Source organism: Kordiimonas aquimaris, assembly GCF_025574485.1.
GTDB lineage: Bacteria > Pseudomonadota > Alphaproteobacteria > Sphingomonadales > Kordiimonadaceae > Kordiimonas > Kordiimonas aquimaris.
The window spans coordinates 437,304-457,347 of the sequence record NZ_JAOBPO010000003.1 but is presented as its reverse complement, the minus strand read 5'-3'; the positions used below and the strand labels follow the sequence as shown (position 1 = coordinate 457,347).

Here is a 20,044-nt window from a genome sequence, read left to right as displayed (position 1 = left end):
CGCTAATCGCTTGATGCACACACGTCAGCGATTGATACCGTAAGATTGTCGTTCAATTCTGTATAAACTAGCCTTATAGATTAGCGATAAAGTTGCTTTTAAAGCAGCATCGATTTTGGGAACGACACATTGGGGAGAGCGCGCATGTCTATGCGAAAAATTTCAATAGCAATGGTTTTGGCTGGCTTAGTTACGGGCTGTAGTGATGAAGGTGGTAACTCTGCTGATACAACTTCTACAGATAATACTTCTTCAGCAAGTGCTGCACCAGTGATAGAGCCATGGGGCTATCCTCTTGATGCTTTGGACAACAATACGCGCCCGCAAGATGACTTGTTCCAGTTTGCAAATGGCGGTTGGCTCGCTGCGACACAAATTCCTGATGATCGTAGCGGCGTTGGCTTTTCACAGATCATGCTGGATCGCAATGAAGAGCGTATCAAAAGCATTATCGAAGACCTTAAAACAAAGGATGTCATCGCCGGAACCAACGAGCAGAAGATTCGTGATCTACATGCTTCATACATGCATGGCGCTGTCATCAATGAGGCCGGTATTACACCGTTACAATCACGCCTTGACATGATTTCAGCTATTGAGGGCCATACCGGTGTTGCGCAGGCTATGATGAATGCTGACTTGGGTAGCCGTGCTCTGTTTGGTTTATTTGTTGCTATCGACTCTAAAAATCCAAGCTCATACACTGTCTATGCTTCGCATGCCGGTACAGCACTGCCTGACAAGAGTTATTATGAGCGTGATAGTGAGCGCCTGACGGCACTACGTGTTGCTTACATTGATTATATGGAAGCAGTTTTCGCTCGCTTGGGCCACACAGATGCGCGATCCCGTGCAGAAGCAGTATTTGCGCTTGAAAAAGCTGTTGCGTCCAACCATTGGACACGAGCAGAACGCCGCAATGCCGATCGGACTTATAACCCGCATACAATTGCAGAACTCGAAGCATATGCACCGGGTTTCCCGTGGGAGCAAGCATTGGAAGCATGGGGCGCGTCAGATATAGACGAAATAGTCTTACGTGAAAAAGAGAGCTTCCCGGCCCTTGCGCAGTTGTTTGCCGAAACGCCTGTTGATGTATGGAAAGATTATCTGACATTTCATGCAATGGCGGCGCATGCGCCGTTTCTCTCTGACGATATAGCTGAAGAACGTTTTGCATTTTTTGGTACGGTTTTACGCGGTCAAAAAGCACAGCGTAGCCGCGAAGAACGCGCAATTCAGTATGTAAATAGTGAGTTGGATCAAGCTGTTGGTAAAATTTATATCGACCGTTTCTTCCCGGAAGAATCCAAGGTGCTGGTGCGTGAGATGTTTGAGAACATTCGTGTCGAACTTGGTGAGCGGATTGATAACCTGACGTGGATGTCTGCTGACACAAAAGTTGCAGCGCGGACCAAGCTTGCTAAAATTAATGCCAAGATCGCATATCCTGACACTTGGCGTGACTATGGTGCCTTGTCGGTGTCTCCGGACAGTCTTTTCAGTAATGCTGTTGCCATCCGCAAGTATGAGCGGGCGCTTAATATTTCGCGTCTTGGCACAACGGTGGATAAGGACGAATGGTTCAGCGGCCCGCAGACGGTAAATGCCTTTTATAGTCCCTCGCGCAATGAAGCTTTCATCCCGGCTGGTTATATTCAGTCGCCCCTATTTGACCCGAACGCAGATCCGGCGCTGAATTATGGTGCTCTGGGCAGCATTATCGGTCATGAAATTGGCCATGGTTTTGATGACCAAGGTTCAAAATATGATGGTGACGGCGTGCTGCAGGCATGGTGGAATGAAGAAGACCGTGCTTCGTTTAACACGCTTGGTGATGGCTTTGCGGAGCAGTTTTCACAGTATGAACCAATCCCCGGCCTTAATGTGAATGGGCGCCAGACGCTGGGCGAGAATATTGGTGACCTTGCTGGCATGATTGTAGCCTTCCATGCATGGGAACGTTCATTGGGCGGTGAGGAAGCACCCGTGCTTGATGGCTTTACAGGCCCGCAGCGTTTCTTCCTTGGTCGTTCGCAAGGGCGCCGTTACAAACGCACGGAAGAAAGCTTGCGTCAGCGTCTGCTTTCAGCGCCGCATAGCCCGATGTATCTGCGTGTAAACGGTATGGCACGTAACATGGATGAGTTTTACGAGGCATTCGATGTGCAGCCCGGCGATGCCATGTATATTGCGCCTGAAAACCGTGTGCGTATTTGGTGATAACATTGAAATCTTGCAGGATTATAAATTACCACCATATGTGTACCTGGAACGTTTTATGTGAATATAGCTTCTTTAAGCTATATTCACAGTTTGGAAAGGTCATATACGATGGGTAAATCTATAGAGGCGCTTTGGACAGCTAGATTTGGGGATATTAATCAACCTAACGCTTGGTTAAATGGCGGAGTAGTAGTTTTTGAGTCTGGGAATATGTATGGAGGAGATGGAGGTACTTATTACATTGGATCTTTTAAAGTTAGTGAAGATCAATTCGAAGCAGCTTTCAAAACCGTGATATATGACCCAAGGTATGAGTCTGTTTTTGGGAACATTGGATCTGAAGTTGAGATCAAAGCGAAGGGAAAGCGGGCTTCTGACGATCTAATTGTTGGTGAAATGTATGCGATAAAGTTTCCAGACCTTAAGGTCTCATTTGATCTTACCTATAGAGCTACTTTACCATAACTCTATAGTTAAGGTTATTATCTTGGTTTGATCAAATTCTATGCTGAATGGTTATTTTAGGTTTTACAAAGATGATATGTGAGTGCTCGTTTTATCATAAGCTCCAGTATGCTGGTTTTCTCTGATGACAGGTCTTCAATGAGAACAGCGCGGTTGCCTTCATATGTGAAGTCATCGGGAAATGTTGATCTGAAATCAGCTATTAATGTTGTCTGACAGTGCACAAACAGTGCGGTGGGCCCTGCCTTTGATTGCCCAAGGCGAATGGTGGTGCCTGCCTTGGTTTTTGGCGTGATGTAGGACGGTTGCCCCCACCGCAGCACTTCTTCAATAACGCCAACCTCTGGTGTGCGCCTGCCAGCATCAAAAATCATACTGCGTATGTTGAGCAGTGTGGTTTTTACTTCATCAGGAAACGCGTGAAAACAAGCCTTTATTTCAGGCCTCATTTCTACTTTGTCGCTCGTTCCAATATAATCCACAGAAGTGAAACTCTTTTCCTCAGCATTAAACCGTTAGTGCATATTCTACTTTGAAATCAGCGGCTTCAAGGGCATGTACAAGCCGCATGGCATGTTCTTTGTCTTTGGCTTCCACAACCAGCTCCATTTCTGTTTGCTTGAGCGAAATGGCGCCAAACTCCCGCTGGTGACGCACCTCAAGCACATTGGTGCCGATGTCTGCCACAATACGCGTAACCCGCGCCAGTGCGCCAGACTGGTCCATCATGGTGATGCGCAGCCGCGCCAGCCTGCCATCGCGCGCCATGCCGCGCATGATAGCAGAGGCAAGCATGCGGCTGTCGATGTTGCCGCCAGACAAGACCATGCCGACTTTCTGGCCCTTGAACATTTCAGGGTATTGCATGACAGCTGCCAGGCTTATGGCGCCGGCGCCCTCAACCACAACTTTCTCAATTTCCATAATAGTTACAATGGCTTTCTCGATCTGGCGTTCTGATACTGTCACAATATCATCGACCAGTTCTTTTACTACTTGTTGTGTCCGCTCGCCCGGTTTGTTAACCGCAATGCCTTCCGCGATCGAGATGTTGTCTCCCGCCAGTTTGGAACCGTCCATGCGTTCCTTCATGGCAGGGAAGGCTTCTGTTTGCACACCGACAATGCGAATGTTTGGATTAATCGCCTTGGCGATGGTCGCTATGCCGGATATTAATCCGCCGCCACCAATAGGTACCACCAGGGTTTCAAGGTCTGGTTGATCATCCATCATTTCCAGACCCACGGTGCCTTGGCCGGCCATTACCAATGGATCATCAAACGGATGCACATACGTGAGATGTTCAGCCTCTGCCATTTCGTATGCTGCTTGCGTTGCGGCTTCAAAGTCTGCACCGGTTAACACAACGCGCGCACCAAGTTCCTCCGTACGCTTTACTTTATTGAACGGTGTGCCTTCGGGCATGACGATGGTTGCCGGAATGCCGAGGCGACCAGCGTGATAACTGATCCCTTGTGCATGATTGCCAGCAGACGCGGCAATAACACCTTTGGTGCCCTTTGGCAGTGCAAGCAAACGGTTCAACGCGCCGCGTTCTTTATACGCTGCCGTAAACTGAAAAATTTCAAACTTCAGGAAGCACTCTGCACCTGTAATGGATGACAGAGTGATAGACTTGTTCAGCGGCGTGCGCACCACAGCGCCTGCAATGGAATTTGCTGCCTGCCTTACGTCATTTGCGTTAATGGGTAGGGTATCTGCCAAAGGTAATTTAATGTCGTTCACGGATCGGTACCTGAAATAATATTACAAGCGACAGCGATGCCATACCTGTGTTTCAGTGTCCAGAAAAAGTAGTGAAAAATTTGAAAACACAACAAGTTTTCATGATTCAGTCATGTTTTTTGACTTTTTTGAAATATTTTCCACCGATTTTGGTGTGTTTAGCGCAAAAAACGACTGATTAAGGCGTCAATAGCGGCCTGTGTCTCTGGTTCTCGCATTAAAGGAACGTGACCAACGCCGCCTACTGTAACGGCTTTAATATCAGGGTGCTCCCGGTCCATACGCGCCAGTGTTTCACCTGATAGAATATCTGATAATTCACCGCGCAGTACGACAAGTGGAACGGTATGCATTGCTTCAAAAATCGGCCATAAATCAGGCGCGGCTTGATCATCGTTGGTTTCAAAGTTCTGGCTAATCGCAGGATCATACTGCGATATAGGCAGCCCGTTCCTGTCCTCATGTGTGAGGTGCGTTAGCATCGCCCAATCATCATCATTGAAGTGAGGGTAAACGCCGCGATTAGAAAATTTAACATTTTCAATGGCTTCTGCCCAATTTTGTGGCGGCTTGCCTTTGCCGATATATGACTTTATGCGCTCTATACCGGCAGGGTCAATCTCGGGACCAATGTCGTTAATAACTGCAGCTTTAATCACACCTGGGCGTACTGCATTCATCATGATGGTTATTAATCCGCCAAGTGAAGTGCCGATTGCAATCACGCTGTCCAAGCCTAAATGCCGCAATAAGGCAAACATATCATTGACGTAAGTAGCTGGCGCATAACGTTCTGGTTGCGGATCCCAGTCTGAAAGACCGCGCCCGCGTTGTTCTACGCAAATCAAGCGGCATCGGTCAGACAGATGATCTGCGATAAAACCAAAGTCTTTTGCATTGCGGCTGAGCCCCGGCATACAAAGCACAACGGGTGCACCAACAGGCGCGGTATTATAATCCCGGTAATGTTGGCGAAGACCATCATCATTGATGAAAAACGCGTCACTATATGGTGCCATTGAACATGCTTTCATATTTTTTGCGCAGCTCGCGTTTTAATATTTTTCCGTTCGCGTTACGCGGCAGACTGCTTGTTAAAACAGTAGCGCGAATACGTTGTTGCTTGCCAAGTTTATTGTTCGCCCAGGTTGTTATTTCATTCGCGTCAAGATTGCTTGTTTCATGCGGGACCACAACGGCAAGCGGTGTTTCTCCCCATTTGGGGCAGGGCACGCCGACAACCGCGACTTCGCTGATCGCCTGATTTCCTATCAACAACGCCTCAATGTCTTGCGGGTAAATATTTTGTCCGCCAGAAAGTATCATGTCTTTCTTGCGGTCAACGATGTAAAGGTATCCGTCAGCATCCAGCTGGCCGATATCTCCTGTACGCAGCCAGGCTTTGCCGTTTGGATCAACCCATGTCGCTTCTTTTGTCGCTCCCGGGCGGTTGAGGTATCCGGGCATAACAATGCGGCCTGAGCCAACAATTTCGCCGGTATCCCCTATAGCTACCTCCTGGTCATTATCACCTATGATTTTAATGTCGGTACCAATAAGAGGTTTGCCAACCGAAGCCATGCGCCCTTCAGCTTCTTCTGGGTCAAGTGTTGTGATAACGCCTTCGGTTAGCCCAAACAGTTCAATAACAACTGTATCGCCCAATAGCTTGAATAAATTAGCTTTTAACTGTGCATGTAACGGTGAACCACAGCTCATTATAGCCGACACACTGGCAAGGTTGTAGGTGCTGTTTTGGGCAGCTTCGTAAACACGCTGCAATTGAATAGGCACCATAGCAAAGTGCGTGATCTTATGTGTTTCAATGGCCTTTAAAGCCTCGGCGGGGTCAAATGCTTTGTGTACAATCAATGTTCCACCAGCAAGCAGTGTACTGAGCATGGCGACCCAGCTGATGTTGGAATAAAGCCCGATTGTGAACAAGGTACGTGCTGCACCATGATATCGCAGTGCAATTGCGAGGTCATAAGCCCAGTCACGCCTGCCTTTGTGCGTGTGCAAAATGCCTTTTGGCGTGCCTGTGGTACCAGAACTGTAGATGATATTTAGCGGGGCATCGTCTTCAATAAGTAGTGTTGGGTTTTCAATGCTGCCTGTTGCTTTAAAGCTGTCGTAATTATTGCTTAGGCTGATGATTTTTATGTTTGGCCGATCAATCACATACTGGTTTAAGCGGTCACGCTGTTCTTCACTTGCAAAAATTGTGGCAGCATCTGCATCTTCGAGCATGGCCGTTAGTGCATCATTTGAAACCGATAGGTTGATTGGAACAGAACATGCGCCTGATTTCATGATGCCGACGAGAACTTCGACCATTTCGAGGCTGTTACTCATCACAACCCCGACATTGCAGCCAACACTAATACCCTGATTGATTAGAGCATTGGCTAAGCGGTTGGTTGCTTCGTTGAACTGACGCCAAGATACCTGATCTTCGCCGCAAATTATGGCGATTTTATTGTTTCGCCATTTGCCATGCAAGCTCAGGATTTCAGGTAATAGAGGCGCGCTAGTATCAAACGCTGTCATTCGTTTGTCCTGTTATTGAGCATCAAATTGAAAGTTCGTTTCGACCGGAAAACTAAGAGCATTTGCTATTGTTTTCCGGTCATTACCACAGCCAGCCTGGGGTTAAAATTTAACGCCGAACACTGCAGTTACAGTGCGTGGTGGTCCGTAAAATGCAGAAGCAATTCCTTCAAGGCCAAGCGTTGAGACAGTTCCAGTTTCGTTGGCAAAGAAATAGCCAGCAACAATGTATTCTTTGTCAAACAAGTTACGACCGTGAACACCAAACTGGTATTTGCCGCTTTCTGATGTCCAGACAATGCTCGCGTCGAACAGTGAATACCCAGGCTGGTCGAGGAATGCAGACGGTATTTCAAACTGGTTTGTCAGGCTTTTGTATGACCATGCACCGCTAAAGGATAGCTCGCCGTCTTCACCGAAGAACTCAGAAGGGCGATTATACGTCAGGCGAAGATTTGTTGACCACTCTGGTGTGTTTTGAACGACACGCTGATCCGAGATGTCTTGCAATGATGTTACGCCGGTTACAGGGTCGGTTACTGCGGAAATAAACTCGCTGTATTCTGTGTCAATCCAACCCAATGAGAAATTAGTTGTCAGATTATCTCCATTAATGCCGATATCTTGGCCTAAAATAGCCGAGCCTTCGAATTCAACACCTGTAAAGTTGGCTGCACCGGCATTTGTCGTGATGCCTGAGAAGCTGTCATTAATACCGTCGCCGTTAGTGTCTACACCAATGGATCCCGGAACCTGTACATCGTTGTAATCACTATAGAAAACAGCAAGGTTGGTATTTACAAGGCCGTCAGCCCATGTAGATTTTACACCTGCTTCATATGTAGTGATAGTCTCTGGATCAAAGTTAATAAACTCAAATATCTCAGTTTCCGAGGTTGTGCCGTCATTGTTCAAATCCGGCGCAGCTGTGCTTTGTGCACGTGGGTCGAAACCACCACCTTTGAAGCCTTCACTATATGAAATATACCATGTGTGGTCATCGTTTGGATGCCAGGAAAGACTGGCTCGTGGGTTAAAGTCCTTGTAGGTGCGCGACCCATTGAAGTCTGACGTTGTTGCAATTTGAGTTGCTGTGCCACCAAACGTTTCAGACAGGCCACCAATGAATGTACGGCGCAGAATATTTGAAGTACGTTTGTCACTTGTGTAACGACCACCGATATTTAACTCCACCTTTGTGTCAGTGTTAAGCACATCAGATATGTCGAACGTAAAATCACCAAAAACAGACCATGTTTTTGTGTCTACATCACCAAGTGTGTTTGCATTCAGGCCTGGTAGCCCGATTAAATTACCAGTATTTGCGAGCACGACATCAAATTCATTAAATGCTGTTGCATCAAGGTAATAGAAGCCCAGAACACCATTAACCTTATCATCGCTGTATAATAGCTGAAATTCTTCACTGAATTGGTCATTGCGGTACAGGATAGGTACATCAACATCAGCAGCAGGCAGACTGTCGAAGTCGATTTGCTGAAAGCTTTTGTCTTCACGGTAGGCTAAAATATTTTTCAGCGTTACTCTGTCGCTGATTTCGTACTCTATTAATGCCGTACCGCCGTATTGTTCGGCATCGTTGCGGCCTGTAATGCCAGCGCGCGTATCAAACACATCATCAAGCACAGGGGCACCGCTGAACAAACCTGGGATAAGGCGATGGCCAGATTTAGGGCTAGACTCGTCTTTCAGGTAATCGCCAGACAATCGTATAAACAATTTCGGGGAAGGGGTTAATTCCACGCTGCCGCGAAAAGCCAAAATATCTTTGTCATAGTGTTCGGCACCTGTGTTGATGTTTTCACCGAAGCCATTTCTCTGCAAGTAAGCAGCTGATGCACCAAAGCGAACGCTGTCACTGACAGGTAGTTCTGCCGTCGCTGTTATTTCATGTTGGCCAAAAGTACCACCTGCAACATTTAGCTTAAGTGATCGTTCTTCACCGATCCGGCGTGTTACATACTTGATGGCACCACCAATTGTATTACGACCGTATAATGTGCCTTGGGGGCCACGCAGTATTTCAATGCGTTCAACATCGTATATATCCAGCACGCCGCCTTGAGGGCGATTGACATATACATCATCAATATAGATACCCACACCGGCCTCGAAACCTGCAACAGGGTCTTGCTGCCCGACGCCGCGAATGAATGCAGTAATTGTTGTGTTGGTACCGCGCGATACCTCAAGGGTCGTGTTAGGCGTGCTTTGTGCCAATACGGTAATGTCTTGTGCGCCAACCTTAAACAATGTTTCGCCGCTAATAGCGGTTACCGCAATTGGAACGTCTTGCAGGCTTTCACTGCGGCGTCTTGCTGTAACCTGTATTTCTTCCAGTCCCGCGTTTGTATCGGCTTCCTGGGCAACTGTCGGCGCGCCAGCAATAAGTGCAGAAATGCCTGCACCTGCCAATAAAGTCAGGCGCGTAAAATTAGTCGATGTCATTTTTCTCTCCCCGATGTTCTTTGGGCAGCTGGTCACGATCTCTTCCCAAAGATCAGTGTGGCCCACATTAAAGCCAATTAAATTCAACAAACGTTGAAAGTCAACATAAAAATTCAACGATCAATGAATTATTTAAATGTGCATTTACCTGCGCATCGGCATTCGTTAGTGTTTGCGTTAAAACAATATGGGGAAATTTGTGCCGGAAAATGCCAAGAAAACAGTACCTAAGCGTAAAGATCGAATTCTGGATGCTGCCGAAGCTTTGTTTGCCAAACATGGTTTTGATGGTGTGTCCATGCGCATGGTTGCAGATTCAGCGGAAGTTGACCTTGCATTATCCAGTTATCATTTTGGCAACAAGCGTGGCCTATTCGATGCTGTGTTAATGCGCAGGGCAGAGGTTTGGAATACTGCGCGCCTTGACGCGCTCGAAAAATTGAAGTCGGAAGCAGGGACAAACGGACCATCGGTGGAGGAAATAATTGACGCATTTCTCAGGCCGATGCTTGCTAATGGATATCAGGATGATCCGGGTTGGCGACATTATTTTGAATTGGTAGCACAAGTTAACAGTTCGTTTGAGTGGGGCGGTCAGTTGATGACTAAATATTTTGACCCAGTTGTGCGAAAATTTATGGATGCATTGAAGCAGGCTTTGCCTGATGCGGATCCTGTTGATCTGTATTGGTGTTATCACTTTTTGTCTGGTGCGCTCACACTTACTTTTGCGCATACGGGCCGAATTGATCAGTTGTCTGATGGTGTTGTTAAATCTGAAGATATGCTTGGCGCCTATGAGCGAATGGTGCCTTTTGTATCCGCTGGATTTAAGAAACTTTGCGAGAAATAAAACTATGGGGAAGGGCGCTGCTTTTAAGCAGTGCGCTGATAGGTAACGTCACTAACTGAAAGCTTAGGGAAAAATGAATGAATAAATCGATCATAGCGGGTGCGCTGATGACTGCAATGCCACTAGCCGCACCTCTTACTGCGGAAGAGTTTACCATTGAGCGTTTGGAGGCAAGTCCAAACATTAACGGTGCAACAGTTCAGGGTTTGAAGATTGCCCCAGATGGGCGACGGATTACGTTCTTGCGCGGAAAAGCCGAAAACGCGGCGCAACTAGATTTATGGGAATTTAATGCACAAACAGGCTTGTCTAAACTGCTTGTCGATTCAGCAACACTGCTGGACGGCGGCGCTGAAGAATTAAGCGAAGAAGAAAAAGCGCGCCGTGAACGAAACAGAGCACAGGCTGGTAAAACAGGTATTGTTGCTTACAACTGGTCTGCAGATAGCAAGTCACTTTTGTTCCCGATCAGCGGCGATGTTTATGTGTTGCCTATTGGCGGTAAAGTGAAGCGCTTGACCGATACAGAAGCATACGAAACTGACATTAAATTTAGCCCAATGGGCTCGTATGTCTCGTTTATACGAGACCGCGAACTCTATATTGTAAACATTGAAACTGGACGCGAGACTAAACTTACCAGCGGCGCAACGGATACCATTGCAAATGGTATGGCCGAGTTCGTCGCTCAGGAAGAATTAAACAGGTTTACAGGTTATTGGTGGTCTCCCGACGAAACAAAGGTGGCATTCGAGCAGTTTGACGAAAGCAATGTGCTTGTTAAAGACCGCTATGAGGTGCAGCCGGATGGCGGCGTTATATCACTGAAGCAGCGGTACCCTGAAGCAGGCAGCACTAATGTTGATGTTCAGCTTGGTGTTGTAACTGTTGCTGATCAAAGTGTGAAATGGGTTGATCTCGGTGCTGAGAAAGACATTTACCTCGCTCGGGTTAACTGGCTGTCAGACAGTAAACATGTTGCCGTGCAGCGCTTGAATCGAGCGCAGACACAACTTGATTTGCTTTTTGCAGAAGCTGGTGGAGCCTCTGAAACATTCTTGAGTGAGAAATCTGATATCTGGGTGAATGTTGATGAGAATATACGTTTCTTAGGTGACGGTACGACCATGCTGTGGACGAGCGAGCGTTCTGGTTACAGGCATATTTACCGCTACAATACAGAAACAGGTGAAATCACTGAGTTAACATCTGGTGATTGGGTAGTGTCCGGTATTCAGCGTGTCGATGAGCAGACCGGCACTGTTTATTTTACGGGACATAAAGACAGCCCGATTGAACGGCATCTATATGCTGTATCGCTGGATGGCGGAGACATCCACAAAATAACGTTGGATGAAGGTTGGCACGGCGTAACAGTGGGTGCTGAAGTGTTCATTGATAATTTCTCAAGCCCAACACAGCCGCCGCAAGTAACGGTGCGTAACTTGTCTGATGGTGGTCTGCGATCAACGGTTTTGGCAAACACACTGGATGAAACGCATCCGTACTATAGATATACGAGCACGCAGGCGCAGCAGCGCTTTGGCACAGTAAAGGCGGATGATGGTACTGATTTGTATTACCGCATGTATCTGCCACCTAACATGGATGAAAATAAGAAGTATCCTGCTGTTATGGCGCCTTACGGCGGCCCGCACGGGCAGCGTGTGCAAAAAGCATGGACCGTGAACTTCAACGAAATTCTAGCGCGTAAAGGCTATGTCGTTATGGTGCTAGATAACCGCGGGATGTGGAACCGGGGCTTGCAGTTTGAAGGGCATATTAAAGATGCGATGGGTACTGTTGAAGTGGCTGATCAGGTATCAGGCGCTAATTACCTGAAAACATTGCCTTACATTGATGGTGATAATATCGGAACGTGGGGCTGGTCATACGGTGGCTATATGACATTGATGCAGATGTTCACTGCCCCTGATGTGTTCAAGGCAGGCGTTGCTGTGTCTCCTGTAACAGACTGGCGTTTGTATGATACGGCTTACACAGAACGGTACTTAAGTCACCCTGATGCGCCGGGCAGCGTTTATGCCAACAGCAGTGTGTTCAAGTATGCCGATAACCTGAAAGGTAATTTGCTGGTGATGCATGGTATGGCTGATGACAATGTGTTCTTTGATCACACTGTGAAATTGCTGTCTGTTTTGCAGAACAAAGGTAAGAAATTTGAACTGATGACTTATCCTGGTAAAAAGCATGGTATTCGCGGAGCGAAAACGCGAACGCATCTGTGGAATCAGGCGTTGGACTTTTTCAATCGGTCACTGAAAAAGTAAAATTTCCACCTAATAAATTCAGCAGGCAGGGCGTTATTCTTTAGTGAAAACTTTCCTGCCTGCAACCCATGTAGATAGCACTTCAATGTCTTTTAAGGTTGCTGGTTCCGCTATGTAGGGGTCTGTATCCAGCACAACAAAATCTGCCCATTTTCCAACACTTAGCGTGCCAATTGAACCGTCCTGAAAGGCTGAGTGAGCGCCGGCTTTTGACATAGCGTCAATGGCTTCTCCGGTGGTCAATGCTTGGTCCTTGTACCAGCCATTGCCAGTTGGGTTATCAAGGGTGTTGCGTGTTACGGCGAAATACAGTGTTTCCATAGGCTTCCAGGGCTCGCCGGGCAGATCACTGTTCAGTATAAGCGGCGCGCCTGCATCAAGTATTTTGCGCCAAGCATATGCAAGACCAATACGATTTGGGCCAACGCGGTCTTCAGCCCAACCGCTATCACCGACAGCATGGGAAGATTGCACGCTGGAGATAACACCAAGCTTAGCCGAGCGTTCAAAATAGTCTGGCAACACCACTTGGGCATGTTCGATCCGCCAGCGGTGGTCTTGTGTCGGGTATGGCGCCAATGCATTTTCATAAATTGAAAGTGTTCTGTTGTTGCCTTCGTCGCCGATTGCATGAACGGCCATCTGGAAGCCTTTTTCTGCCGCGTTTTCAGCAAGCCAGTTCAGTTGCTCAGGTGTTATGCGCTCAGTGGGGTTCGCGGCTGCTGGGTCGTCGCTATATGGTTCTTGCATTAATGCGGTTCGTGAACCGAGCGAGCCATCATAAAACACCTTAATGGACCGCACAGCAAACATAGTGTCTGGCTGTTCATGGATGCCGCGCTCAAACCAGTGGTTCATCAGCTCATTATCGTTGCCGTTCAACATGCCGTATACTCTTATGGAGAGCTTGCTTTCTTCCGCGAGTTCCATAAAGGTCGCAGCGTCCATGTTTGTCATGCCGGCTTCATGAACGCTTGTAACGCCTGCTTTCACCATAATCTCAAGGCCTTTGGTGATGGCATCTTTGCGCATGTTAATATCAGCGGTCGGTATGTGTTGGTTTATCAAACCTTGTGCAAGGGTCAGCATTACGCCTGTTGCCGTGCCGTCTGGCCTACGGAGTATTTGTCCTACCTCAGGATCAGGTGTGTTATTGGTGATTTTCGCTATTTCGAGCGCTTTACCGTTATAAAACCCTGCAAAGCCATGCAACGATTCCAGATGAACTGGATTGTTTGGGAATGCTTCATCCAGTAATTGTCTGTCAGGATAGCCAGCGCTGCCAAACCACCCTTCGTCCCAACCTTGGCCAATAAGCCACATATCTTTTGCAGGGTTAGGGTAATGCGCAACAAGCCTTTCTACGATGTCTTCAGTACTTCTCACACCAACCAAGTTGGCTTTGCTTGCATCCATGCCAAGCTCACGTACGTGGACATGGCTATCAATAAAGCCGGGCAAAATTGTTTTACCTTCAAGGTTTACCTGCTCGGCACCCGGGGATTGTTGCATCAGAGTTGCTGCATTACCAAAAGCGACAATTCTGCCATCCGTTACCAACATCGCTTCAGCGGTTGGTAACGTGTCGTCGACTGTGCGAATAGTGCCGCCGTATACAATCAGGCTTTTGCTTTGATTATCGACCGTAGAATTGCTTTGCGGGTTTGAACAACCTATCTGCAGTACAGAAACGAGTGCAAAAGCAGCTATATGTATGTATTTTTTAGTTTTCATTTTCTGCCCCCAGCGGGCCAACCACTCTGTGCCCTTAAGTTCAACATGGTCAAACCATAAGTCTATTTCACTGCGGTAAACAAGTTTCTTGTCAGTTGAAATAATATTCACTAATCAGCCTTGAAGTTGCCATACGGCGAACATATATGCCCTCTAGACAATGAATTATCGAATCTGCTTGTTGGTTTGGTGCTGGCTCTCCCCACCTCCCCAAATGCTGGCACACTAAAGCAAGCATGATGACCTAAGGCCGAAGCCGTTTTATCCGTGCTTCGGCCTTTTTTATTAATGACATTTCAGATTTACCAATAAGTTTCTTATACTGCAGATCAGATTCCCCTTTAAAACGGCTTAAAAATCGCTAGTGTTCCGGCAAATTGAGTAGTGCGAACCTAAGCGCATTGCATAAGGGAATAATGTGTCCATGACATTTGATCATGAAATAGAGCGCCGCCGTACGTTTGCGATTATCTCGCACCCGGATGCCGGTAAGACAACACTGACAGAAAAACTGTTGTTATTTGGTGGTGCTATTCAGGCTGCTGGTGAAGTGAAGGCCCGCGGTGAAAGGCGGCGTGCCCGGTCTGACTGGATGAAGGTGGAACAGGAGCGCGGTATCTCGGTTGCATCGTCTGTCATGACCTTTGACTATGAAGGCCATACGTTTAATTTGCTCGATACGCCTGGTCACGAAGATTTCTCTGAGGATACGTACCGTACGCTCTCGGCGGTGGACAGCGCCGTTATGGTGCTTGACGCTGCAAAAGGTATTGAGAACCAGACACGTAAACTTTTTGAGGTGTGTCGCTTGCGCGATATGCCGATCACCACGTTCATCAATAAAATGGACCGTGAAGCGCGTGATCCATTTGAACTTCTGGATGAGGTGGAGCAAAAGCTGGCGCTTGATGTTACGCCGGCCAGTTGGCCCATCGGTATGGGGCGTGACTTTTTAGGCTGTTATGACCTGTTGCTTGATCAGCTTGTGCTTTTTGATCGTGGTAAAGGTGATGCCCTGAGTGAAGGCATTAAGTGTGCTGGTCTTGATGATCCGAAACTCGACGAACTGTTGCCTGACTATGCGCTTGCCAAGCTGCGTGAAGACGTGGAAATGGTGCGCGAACTGTGCCCTGAGTTTGATCTGGAGTTATACTTGGAGGGAACACTCACACCTGTATTTTTCGGCTCCGCTATCAATAACTTTGGTGTGCAGGAACTACTTGAAGGTGTTGGTAAGTTTGCGCCGGCACCGCGCCCCGGCAAAGCGCTTGAGCGTGAGGTTAAACCAGATGAGAACAAGGTTTCGGGCTTTGTGTTCAAAATTCAAGCGAACATGGACCCAAAACACCGGGACCGTATTGCGTTCCTGCGTCTCATTTCTGGCAAGTTTAAAAAAGGTATGAAGCTGAAACATGTGCGCAGCGGCAAAACTATTGCCGTACACAATGCGCAGCTTTTCCTTGCTCAAGACCGGGCTATTGCTGAGGAAGCATTCGCGGGCGATATTATGGGTATCCCTAACCACGGAAACCTACGCATTGGTGACACGCTAACTGAAGGTGAAATTGTTCGCTTCACTGGTGTGCCGTCTTTTGCACCAGAAATCCTGCAAAAAGTGCGGGCCGATGACCCGATGAAAGCCAAACATTTGGGTCGTGCACTGGAACAGCTTGCTGAAGAAGGCGCTGCACGTGTGTTTAAGCCATACCTAGGTAGTGACTGGGTAGTGGGTGTTGTTGGCCCACTGCAGTTTGATGTGCTCGCGGACCGCATTCGCACGGAGTATCAAATTCCATGTAAGTTTGAGCCAACAACCTTGATGACAGCAGAGTGGATTGAAGGTGAAGCGCGCGAGGTTAAGGCCTTTATGGACCAGAACCGGGCGTCTATGGCAACGGACCATGCAGGCGCACCGGTTTATCTAGCGCGCAACAATTGGCATCTGGACAAAGCGAAGGAAGATTACCCCACGCTTAAGTTCCTAAAAACCAAAGAAGAAGTCTACTAAGCCATAGTGCGTCTCATTGCTGTAGCCATTGCTTTTCAAAATTAGCCCTTAAATTAGGCAATGACTTCCCTGTCTCATTCGTTTTATTCTAAACGTGGGCAGATAGGGGAGAGCAATTATGACATCTGAAAAAGGTAAGGTCACAAGCCTTGGCGGCATCTTTATGAAATGTAAGGACCGTGACAGCTTAGTGAAGTGGTATAGGGAGCAGCTTGGCTTTCCCTATGATGGATACGGTGCCAGTTTTCCGTTCCGTGAAGACAAAGAGCCGGACAGCAGAGGCTATAATGTTTGGGGTCCATTCAAGGAAGATACGGAGTATTTTAACCCATCCACAAAAGACTTTATGGTGAACCTGCGCGTGGATGACCTTGATGCATTGCTCGTGAAACTTGAGGCCGCTGGCATCAAGCAAGTGGGCGAAAAAGAAGAGCATGACTACGGCAAATTCGCATGGATCATTGACCCTGAAGGCACCAAGATTGAGCTGTGGGAGCAGCTTGGCCCTGTGCCAGAGCCGGATAGTGACAGCGCATAAATCATGCGAGGCGCGTTTTGATTGCTCGTGAATAAGATCGGGAAAATATATGTTTAAGTGGATTGTTGGGCTGTTGTTTGTTGGTGCAGCATGGTTTTGGTTTGGCACAGTTACAATTGACCCTGTGTCATATGAACCACCAGTTAGTGAAGGCTTCATCGGTCTGTTTGCTGAAAATGACGTACTGCTAAGCGCTGAAACTTTGCCGATAACCGACGGTGCAGGCCCTGAAGATGTGGCTGTTGATGCGCAGGGGCGCATATACGGCGGCCTGCATGATGGCCGGATTGTCCGCATGGATAACGATGGTAGCGGGCAAGAAACGTTTGCTAATATTGAAGGCGGACGCCCACTTGGGTTGCATTTTGATGCTGAGGGAAACCTGATTGTCGCTGACGCATGGAAAGGCTTATTGTCCATAGATTCAAGCGGTGCCGTCACAGTGTTGGCGACAGAGCATGGTGGCAGACCATTTGTGTTTGCTGATGATTTGGACATTGCCTCTGATGGCAAAATTTACTTCTCTGACGCCAGTGACACATACAACCAACCACAGTACCGCCTTGATCTTATCGAAGGCAGACCACATGGTCGCTTACTGGTGCATGACCCTGCAACTGGCGTAACTGACATGTTGTTGGATAATCTGTATTTCGCGAACGGCATTGCGTTGTCGCAGAAGGAAGATTTTGTGCTGGTGAATGAGACCGCGCGGTACCGTGTGACACGCTATTGGCTAAAAGGTGAGAAGGCTGGTGCTAGCGATATATTCATTGATAATCTGCCGGGGTTTCCGGACGGTATTTCGTCCAACCGAAAAGGCACGTTCTGGCTGGCGCTGCCATCACCGCGCAACCCGGATATTGATAACCTGCATACCAAGCCATTCGTGAAGAAACTGATCGCTAAACTGCCAGTGTGGATGCAGCCATCGGCTATTCATCGCGGTATGATCGTGGGCCTGAATGAACAAGGCGACGTGACCCATGCATATCACGACCCGAACGGCGAGAATGTTTATATGATCACGTCAGTGGAGCAGGTGGGTGATACGCTGTATCTTGGCAGCTTAGAGGCACCGCAAATCGGGCGACTGAAAACTTTAGTGTTGAAGGTGTATGAATAAAGAAATTGAGGTTCTAGTTGGTTTAATCGAATTCTCTAAACCTCGTGTTCAAATAGAGGCTAACTTAAGAGTAATAAGTTGGGACTCTGATGATGAATTGCTCATGCTGACAGTCAGTGTGACTAACAATGTTTTGCAAAGGTACCAAAACGGCAAGATCAAGGCCAAGGACATTGAATGGTGGAGTAATGCAATTGAATGTCGCGATCAGATTGGTTTTGAAGATGAACATAAAGATACAATTTCTGAGATCATAACTATGTTAGCTAATCCAACACTTTATCATTATAAGTCATATTCAGATTTAGCTGATGAGGCTTGCCGCATACTATTGAATATTTAATTAACTTAGCCCGCTCCCGGCGGTGGGGTGCCGAAGCTTTGCACAAGTGAGCCAACAACCAAATTCCAGCCATCAACCAGCACGAAGAATATCAGCTTAAACGGCATGGCGATCATTACCGGTGGTAGCATCATCATACCCATCGACATCAGGATGGATGCCACAACCATATCAATCACAATAAACGGTACGTAAAGCAGGAAGCCAATCTCGAACGCGCGCCTGATCTCGCTTATCATGAAGGCTGGTACTACGGTTAGCAGCGGAATGTCATCTACGACTGTATTCTGCGAATCTCCGCCGCCCATATCAACAAACAAAGCAAGGTCTTCCGAGCGCACATGTGCGAGCATAAAGTTTTTCATCGGAACAGAGGCACGGTTGAAGGCTTCAACTTCGTCAATTTCCTGATTCATCAATGGTTCAATGCCGGCTTCCCAAGCGGACGTGAGCGTAGGGGCCATCACATAAGCTGTCAGGAACAATGACAGGGAAACCAACACAATGTTTGGCGGGCTTTGCTGCGTTCCCATTGCACTTCGTAGCAGTGAAAACACAATGATCATGCGCGTGAAGCTGGTCATCATCACCAATATGCTAGGTGCGAGGCTCAACACAGTCAGCAGCAGGATCATCTGCACGACACGACCTGACAGTGTGCCTTCTTCGCCCAAATCCAGATTAAGGGACTGTGCGACAGCCTCGCCAGCACCAAACATGGTAAGGGCAACAGCAAGCGGCGCCATGAACAAGGCAACCTTCAGCAAAGTTCGTTTCGAAAACATAGCCTTCGCAGAACACACCATCTGCTCAAAAGGTGTTTTAGGTGCCATATTAGCGTTCATTATCAATAGTCCTGCTCACAGTGTCAGCAATTGGTTGCTTTTGTGCCTTTTGTTCGTCGATGCGCTTAATACCATCCGGACCGGAAGCCAGCAGATAGTCTGTACCGCGCCAGCGCGCGACCAGCAGCTTGTTGCGGGCATCTACCATCTTGGTTTCAATAATCTCAAGCTCTTTGGTTTTGCGGTTGAGTGCGGGCTGGCCCGGTATGAAACCAAACCGCCGGACACCCCATGCAAATAGGCCGAGCAGGCCAAGCACAAAAACAAGTGCAGCGAAGGCATTGAAAATTTCAGCAGTCATTTGCCTGCCCCATCAGGTGAGATGTTGCGGGAGACGCCGTCAATGGTTGTTTCTTTTTGGGCGCCAACGGGTGTGTCATCGTCTTGATCACCAGCCATGGTTTGGTTTTCTTTGTACACACGCTCAAGGATTAGTGAAACAGCATGCAATGCCTCAAGCGGCACGGGGCTTTCCACGTCAAACGCATCCAGAAGTTCGGTCAGGTCTTTGTCCTTCCTGACCTTCACGCCTTCAGCAAAAGCAATGTCCAGCAGCCGTTCCGCCAACAGGCCTTCGCCTTTGGCTATAATCTTTGGTGGTGCGCCTGTATCACCGCTGCTGCCTTTAACTGCGATGGCCTTGGTTACTTCAGGCGCTGTATCTTTCTCGTTTTCCATGCGGGCATTCAGCGTCAAAATTCCTACAAATGCAAGCATTTGGCGTAATTTTTCGTGAATAAAAGTTATCTGCGTTAGGAATTTGTTAACCCTAATTGTTGCATGGTAAATTTGAGTAATAATACCGGAATTGTGGTGATAGACACCATTGACAATAAACTCGCATTAAACG

The 20,044-nt window shown here is 47.7% G+C and carries 17 protein-coding genes; 8 read left to right on the top strand and 9 right to left on the bottom strand.

Annotation, left to right across the window (positions count from 1 at the left end):
- The first annotated feature begins 144 nt into the window (after positions 1 to 144).
- Together OEU88_RS11890 and OEU88_RS11885 are read left to right on the top strand one after the other, a co-directional pair.
- Entirely contained in the window at positions 145 to 2,223 is a 2,079-nt protein-coding gene (locus OEU88_RS11890) for a M13 family metallopeptidase (RefSeq protein ID WP_262695392.1), read from the top strand.
- Between the two features lie 111 nt (positions 2,224 to 2,334).
- Positions 2,335 to 2,691, top strand: coding sequence for a GrlR family regulatory protein (locus OEU88_RS11885; protein WP_262695391.1), 357 nt, complete (start codon positions 2,335 to 2,337; stop codon positions 2,689 to 2,691).
- 56 nt (positions 2,692 to 2,747) lie between these two features.
- Here OEU88_RS11885 and OEU88_RS11880 read toward each other — a convergent pair whose 3' ends face one another.
- From OEU88_RS11880 to OEU88_RS11860, 5 genes are all read right to left on the bottom strand, one after another.
- Positions 2,748 to 3,173: a hypothetical protein gene (locus OEU88_RS11880; RefSeq protein WP_262695390.1), complete on the bottom strand. Its 426-nt coding sequence runs from the start codon at positions 3,171 to 3,173 to the stop codon at positions 2,748 to 2,750.
- A gap of 25 nt (positions 3,174 to 3,198) precedes the next feature.
- Positions 3,199 to 4,437, bottom strand: coding sequence for a threonine ammonia-lyase (locus OEU88_RS11875; protein ID WP_262695389.1), 1,239 nt, complete (start codon positions 4,435 to 4,437; stop codon positions 3,199 to 3,201).
- Between the two features lie 158 nt (positions 4,438 to 4,595).
- A complete protein-coding gene (locus OEU88_RS11870; RefSeq protein WP_262695388.1) occupies positions 4,596 to 5,456 on the bottom strand; it encodes an alpha/beta fold hydrolase in 861 nt (286 codons plus the stop codon).
- On the bottom strand, positions 5,443 to 6,987 hold the full coding sequence (locus OEU88_RS11865) for a class I adenylate-forming enzyme family protein (RefSeq protein WP_262695387.1): 1,545 nt from the start codon (positions 6,985 to 6,987) through the stop codon (positions 5,443 to 5,445). The genes OEU88_RS11870 and OEU88_RS11865 overlap by 14 nt, the downstream gene beginning before the upstream one ends.
- Positions 6,988 to 7,089: 102 nt before the next feature.
- Positions 7,090 to 9,456: a TonB-dependent receptor gene (locus OEU88_RS11860; RefSeq protein WP_262695386.1), complete on the bottom strand. Its 2,367-nt coding sequence runs from the start codon at positions 9,454 to 9,456 to the stop codon at positions 7,090 to 7,092.
- Between the two features lie 199 nt (positions 9,457 to 9,655).
- Between OEU88_RS11860 and OEU88_RS11855 the strand changes: the two genes are divergently transcribed.
- Positions 9,656 to 10,309 carry a TetR/AcrR family transcriptional regulator gene (locus OEU88_RS11855; RefSeq protein ID WP_262695385.1) on the top strand — a complete coding sequence of 218 codons (654 nt, stop codon included), beginning with the start codon at positions 9,656 to 9,658 and terminating at the stop codon, positions 10,307 to 10,309.
- Between the two features lie 77 nt (positions 10,310 to 10,386).
- Entirely contained in the window at positions 10,387 to 12,600 is a 2,214-nt protein-coding gene (locus OEU88_RS11850; RefSeq protein WP_262695384.1) for a S9 family peptidase, read from the top strand.
- A 33-nt stretch (positions 12,601 to 12,633) separates the two neighbouring features.
- Here the strand turns inward: OEU88_RS11850 and OEU88_RS11845 are convergent, their stop codons facing one another.
- On the bottom strand, positions 12,634 to 14,445 hold the full coding sequence (locus OEU88_RS11845) for an amidohydrolase (protein ID WP_262695383.1): 1,812 nt from the start codon (positions 14,443 to 14,445) through the stop codon (positions 12,634 to 12,636).
- Positions 14,446 to 14,758: 313 nt separating this feature from the next.
- Here OEU88_RS11845 and OEU88_RS11840 point away from each other — a divergent pair, with 313 nt between their 5' ends.
- The 4 genes from OEU88_RS11840 (at position 14,759) to OEU88_RS11825 (ending at position 18,349) form a co-directional block, all read left to right on the top strand.
- On the top strand, positions 14,759 to 16,342 hold the full coding sequence (locus OEU88_RS11840; RefSeq protein ID WP_262695382.1) for a peptide chain release factor 3: 1,584 nt from the start codon (positions 14,759 to 14,761) through the stop codon (positions 16,340 to 16,342).
- Positions 16,343 to 16,460: 118 nt separating this feature from the next.
- Positions 16,461 to 16,880, top strand: coding sequence for a VOC family protein (locus OEU88_RS11835; protein WP_262695381.1), 420 nt, complete (start codon positions 16,461 to 16,463; stop codon positions 16,878 to 16,880).
- Positions 16,881 to 16,929: 49 nt separating this feature from the next.
- Entirely contained in the window at positions 16,930 to 18,006 is a 1,077-nt protein-coding gene (locus tag OEU88_RS11830) for an SMP-30/gluconolactonase/LRE family protein (protein ID WP_262695380.1), read from the top strand.
- On the top strand, positions 17,999 to 18,349 hold the full coding sequence (locus OEU88_RS11825; protein ID WP_262695379.1) for a hypothetical protein: 351 nt from the start codon (positions 17,999 to 18,001) through the stop codon (positions 18,347 to 18,349). Before OEU88_RS11830 ends, OEU88_RS11825 begins: the two co-directional genes overlap by 8 nt.
- 5 nt (positions 18,350 to 18,354) lie before the next feature.
- Here OEU88_RS11825 and fliP read toward each other — a convergent pair whose 3' ends face one another.
- Genes fliP through OEU88_RS11810 form a run of 3 tightly spaced genes read right to left on the bottom strand, consistent with a single transcriptional unit; the run spans position 18,355 to position 19,911 of the window.
- The gene (fliP, locus tag OEU88_RS11820; protein ID WP_394805263.1) at positions 18,355 to 19,134 is read right to left on the bottom strand and encodes a flagellar type III secretion system pore protein FliP; all 780 of its coding nucleotides are present in this window, start codon (positions 19,132 to 19,134) and stop codon (positions 18,355 to 18,357) included.
- Between the two features lie 49 nt (positions 19,135 to 19,183).
- Entirely contained in the window at positions 19,184 to 19,495 is a 312-nt protein-coding gene (locus OEU88_RS11815; RefSeq protein ID WP_262695377.1) for a flagellar biosynthetic protein FliO, read from the bottom strand.
- Positions 19,492 to 19,911, bottom strand: a complete 420-nt coding sequence (locus OEU88_RS11810) for an EscU/YscU/HrcU family type III secretion system export apparatus switch protein (protein WP_262695376.1) — start codon at positions 19,909 to 19,911, stop codon at positions 19,492 to 19,494. Before OEU88_RS11810 ends, OEU88_RS11815 begins: the two co-directional genes overlap by 4 nt.
- Positions 19,912 to 20,044: the final 133 nt, after the last annotated feature.

Coding starts and splice junctions, on each gene's coding strand:
- OEU88_RS11890 (WP_262695392.1), top strand. CDS start 145: ATGTCTATGCGAAAAATTTCAATAGCAATGGTTTTGGCTGGCTTAGTT.
- OEU88_RS11885 (WP_262695391.1), top strand. CDS start 2,335: ATGGGTAAATCTATAGAGGCGCTTTGGACAGCTAGATTTGGGGATATT.
- OEU88_RS11870 (WP_262695388.1), bottom strand. CDS start 5,456: ATGGCACCATATAGTGACGCGTTTTTCATCAATGATGATGGTCTTCGC.
- OEU88_RS11865 (WP_262695387.1), bottom strand. CDS start 6,987: ATGACAGCGTTTGATACTAGCGCGCCTCTATTACCTGAAATCCTGAGC.
- OEU88_RS11860 (WP_262695386.1), bottom strand. CDS start 9,456: ATGACATCGACTAATTTTACGCGCCTGACTTTATTGGCAGGTGCAGGC.
- OEU88_RS11850 (WP_262695384.1), top strand. CDS start 10,387: ATGAATAAATCGATCATAGCGGGTGCGCTGATGACTGCAATGCCACTA.
- OEU88_RS11840 (WP_262695382.1), top strand. CDS start 14,759: ATGACATTTGATCATGAAATAGAGCGCCGCCGTACGTTTGCGATTATC.
- OEU88_RS11835 (WP_262695381.1), top strand. CDS start 16,461: ATGACATCTGAAAAAGGTAAGGTCACAAGCCTTGGCGGCATCTTTATG.
- OEU88_RS11830 (WP_262695380.1), top strand. CDS start 16,930: ATGTTTAAGTGGATTGTTGGGCTGTTGTTTGTTGGTGCAGCATGGTTT.
- OEU88_RS11825 (WP_262695379.1), top strand. CDS start 17,999: ATGAATAAAGAAATTGAGGTTCTAGTTGGTTTAATCGAATTCTCTAAA.
- fliP (WP_394805263.1), bottom strand. CDS start 19,134: ATGTTTTCGAAACGAACTTTGCTGAAGGTTGCCTTGTTCATGGCGCCG.
- OEU88_RS11815 (WP_262695377.1), bottom strand. CDS start 19,495: ATGACTGCTGAAATTTTCAATGCCTTCGCTGCACTTGTTTTTGTGCTT.
- OEU88_RS11810 (WP_262695376.1), bottom strand. CDS start 19,911: ATGCTTGCATTTGTAGGAATTTTGACGCTGAATGCCCGCATGGAAAAC.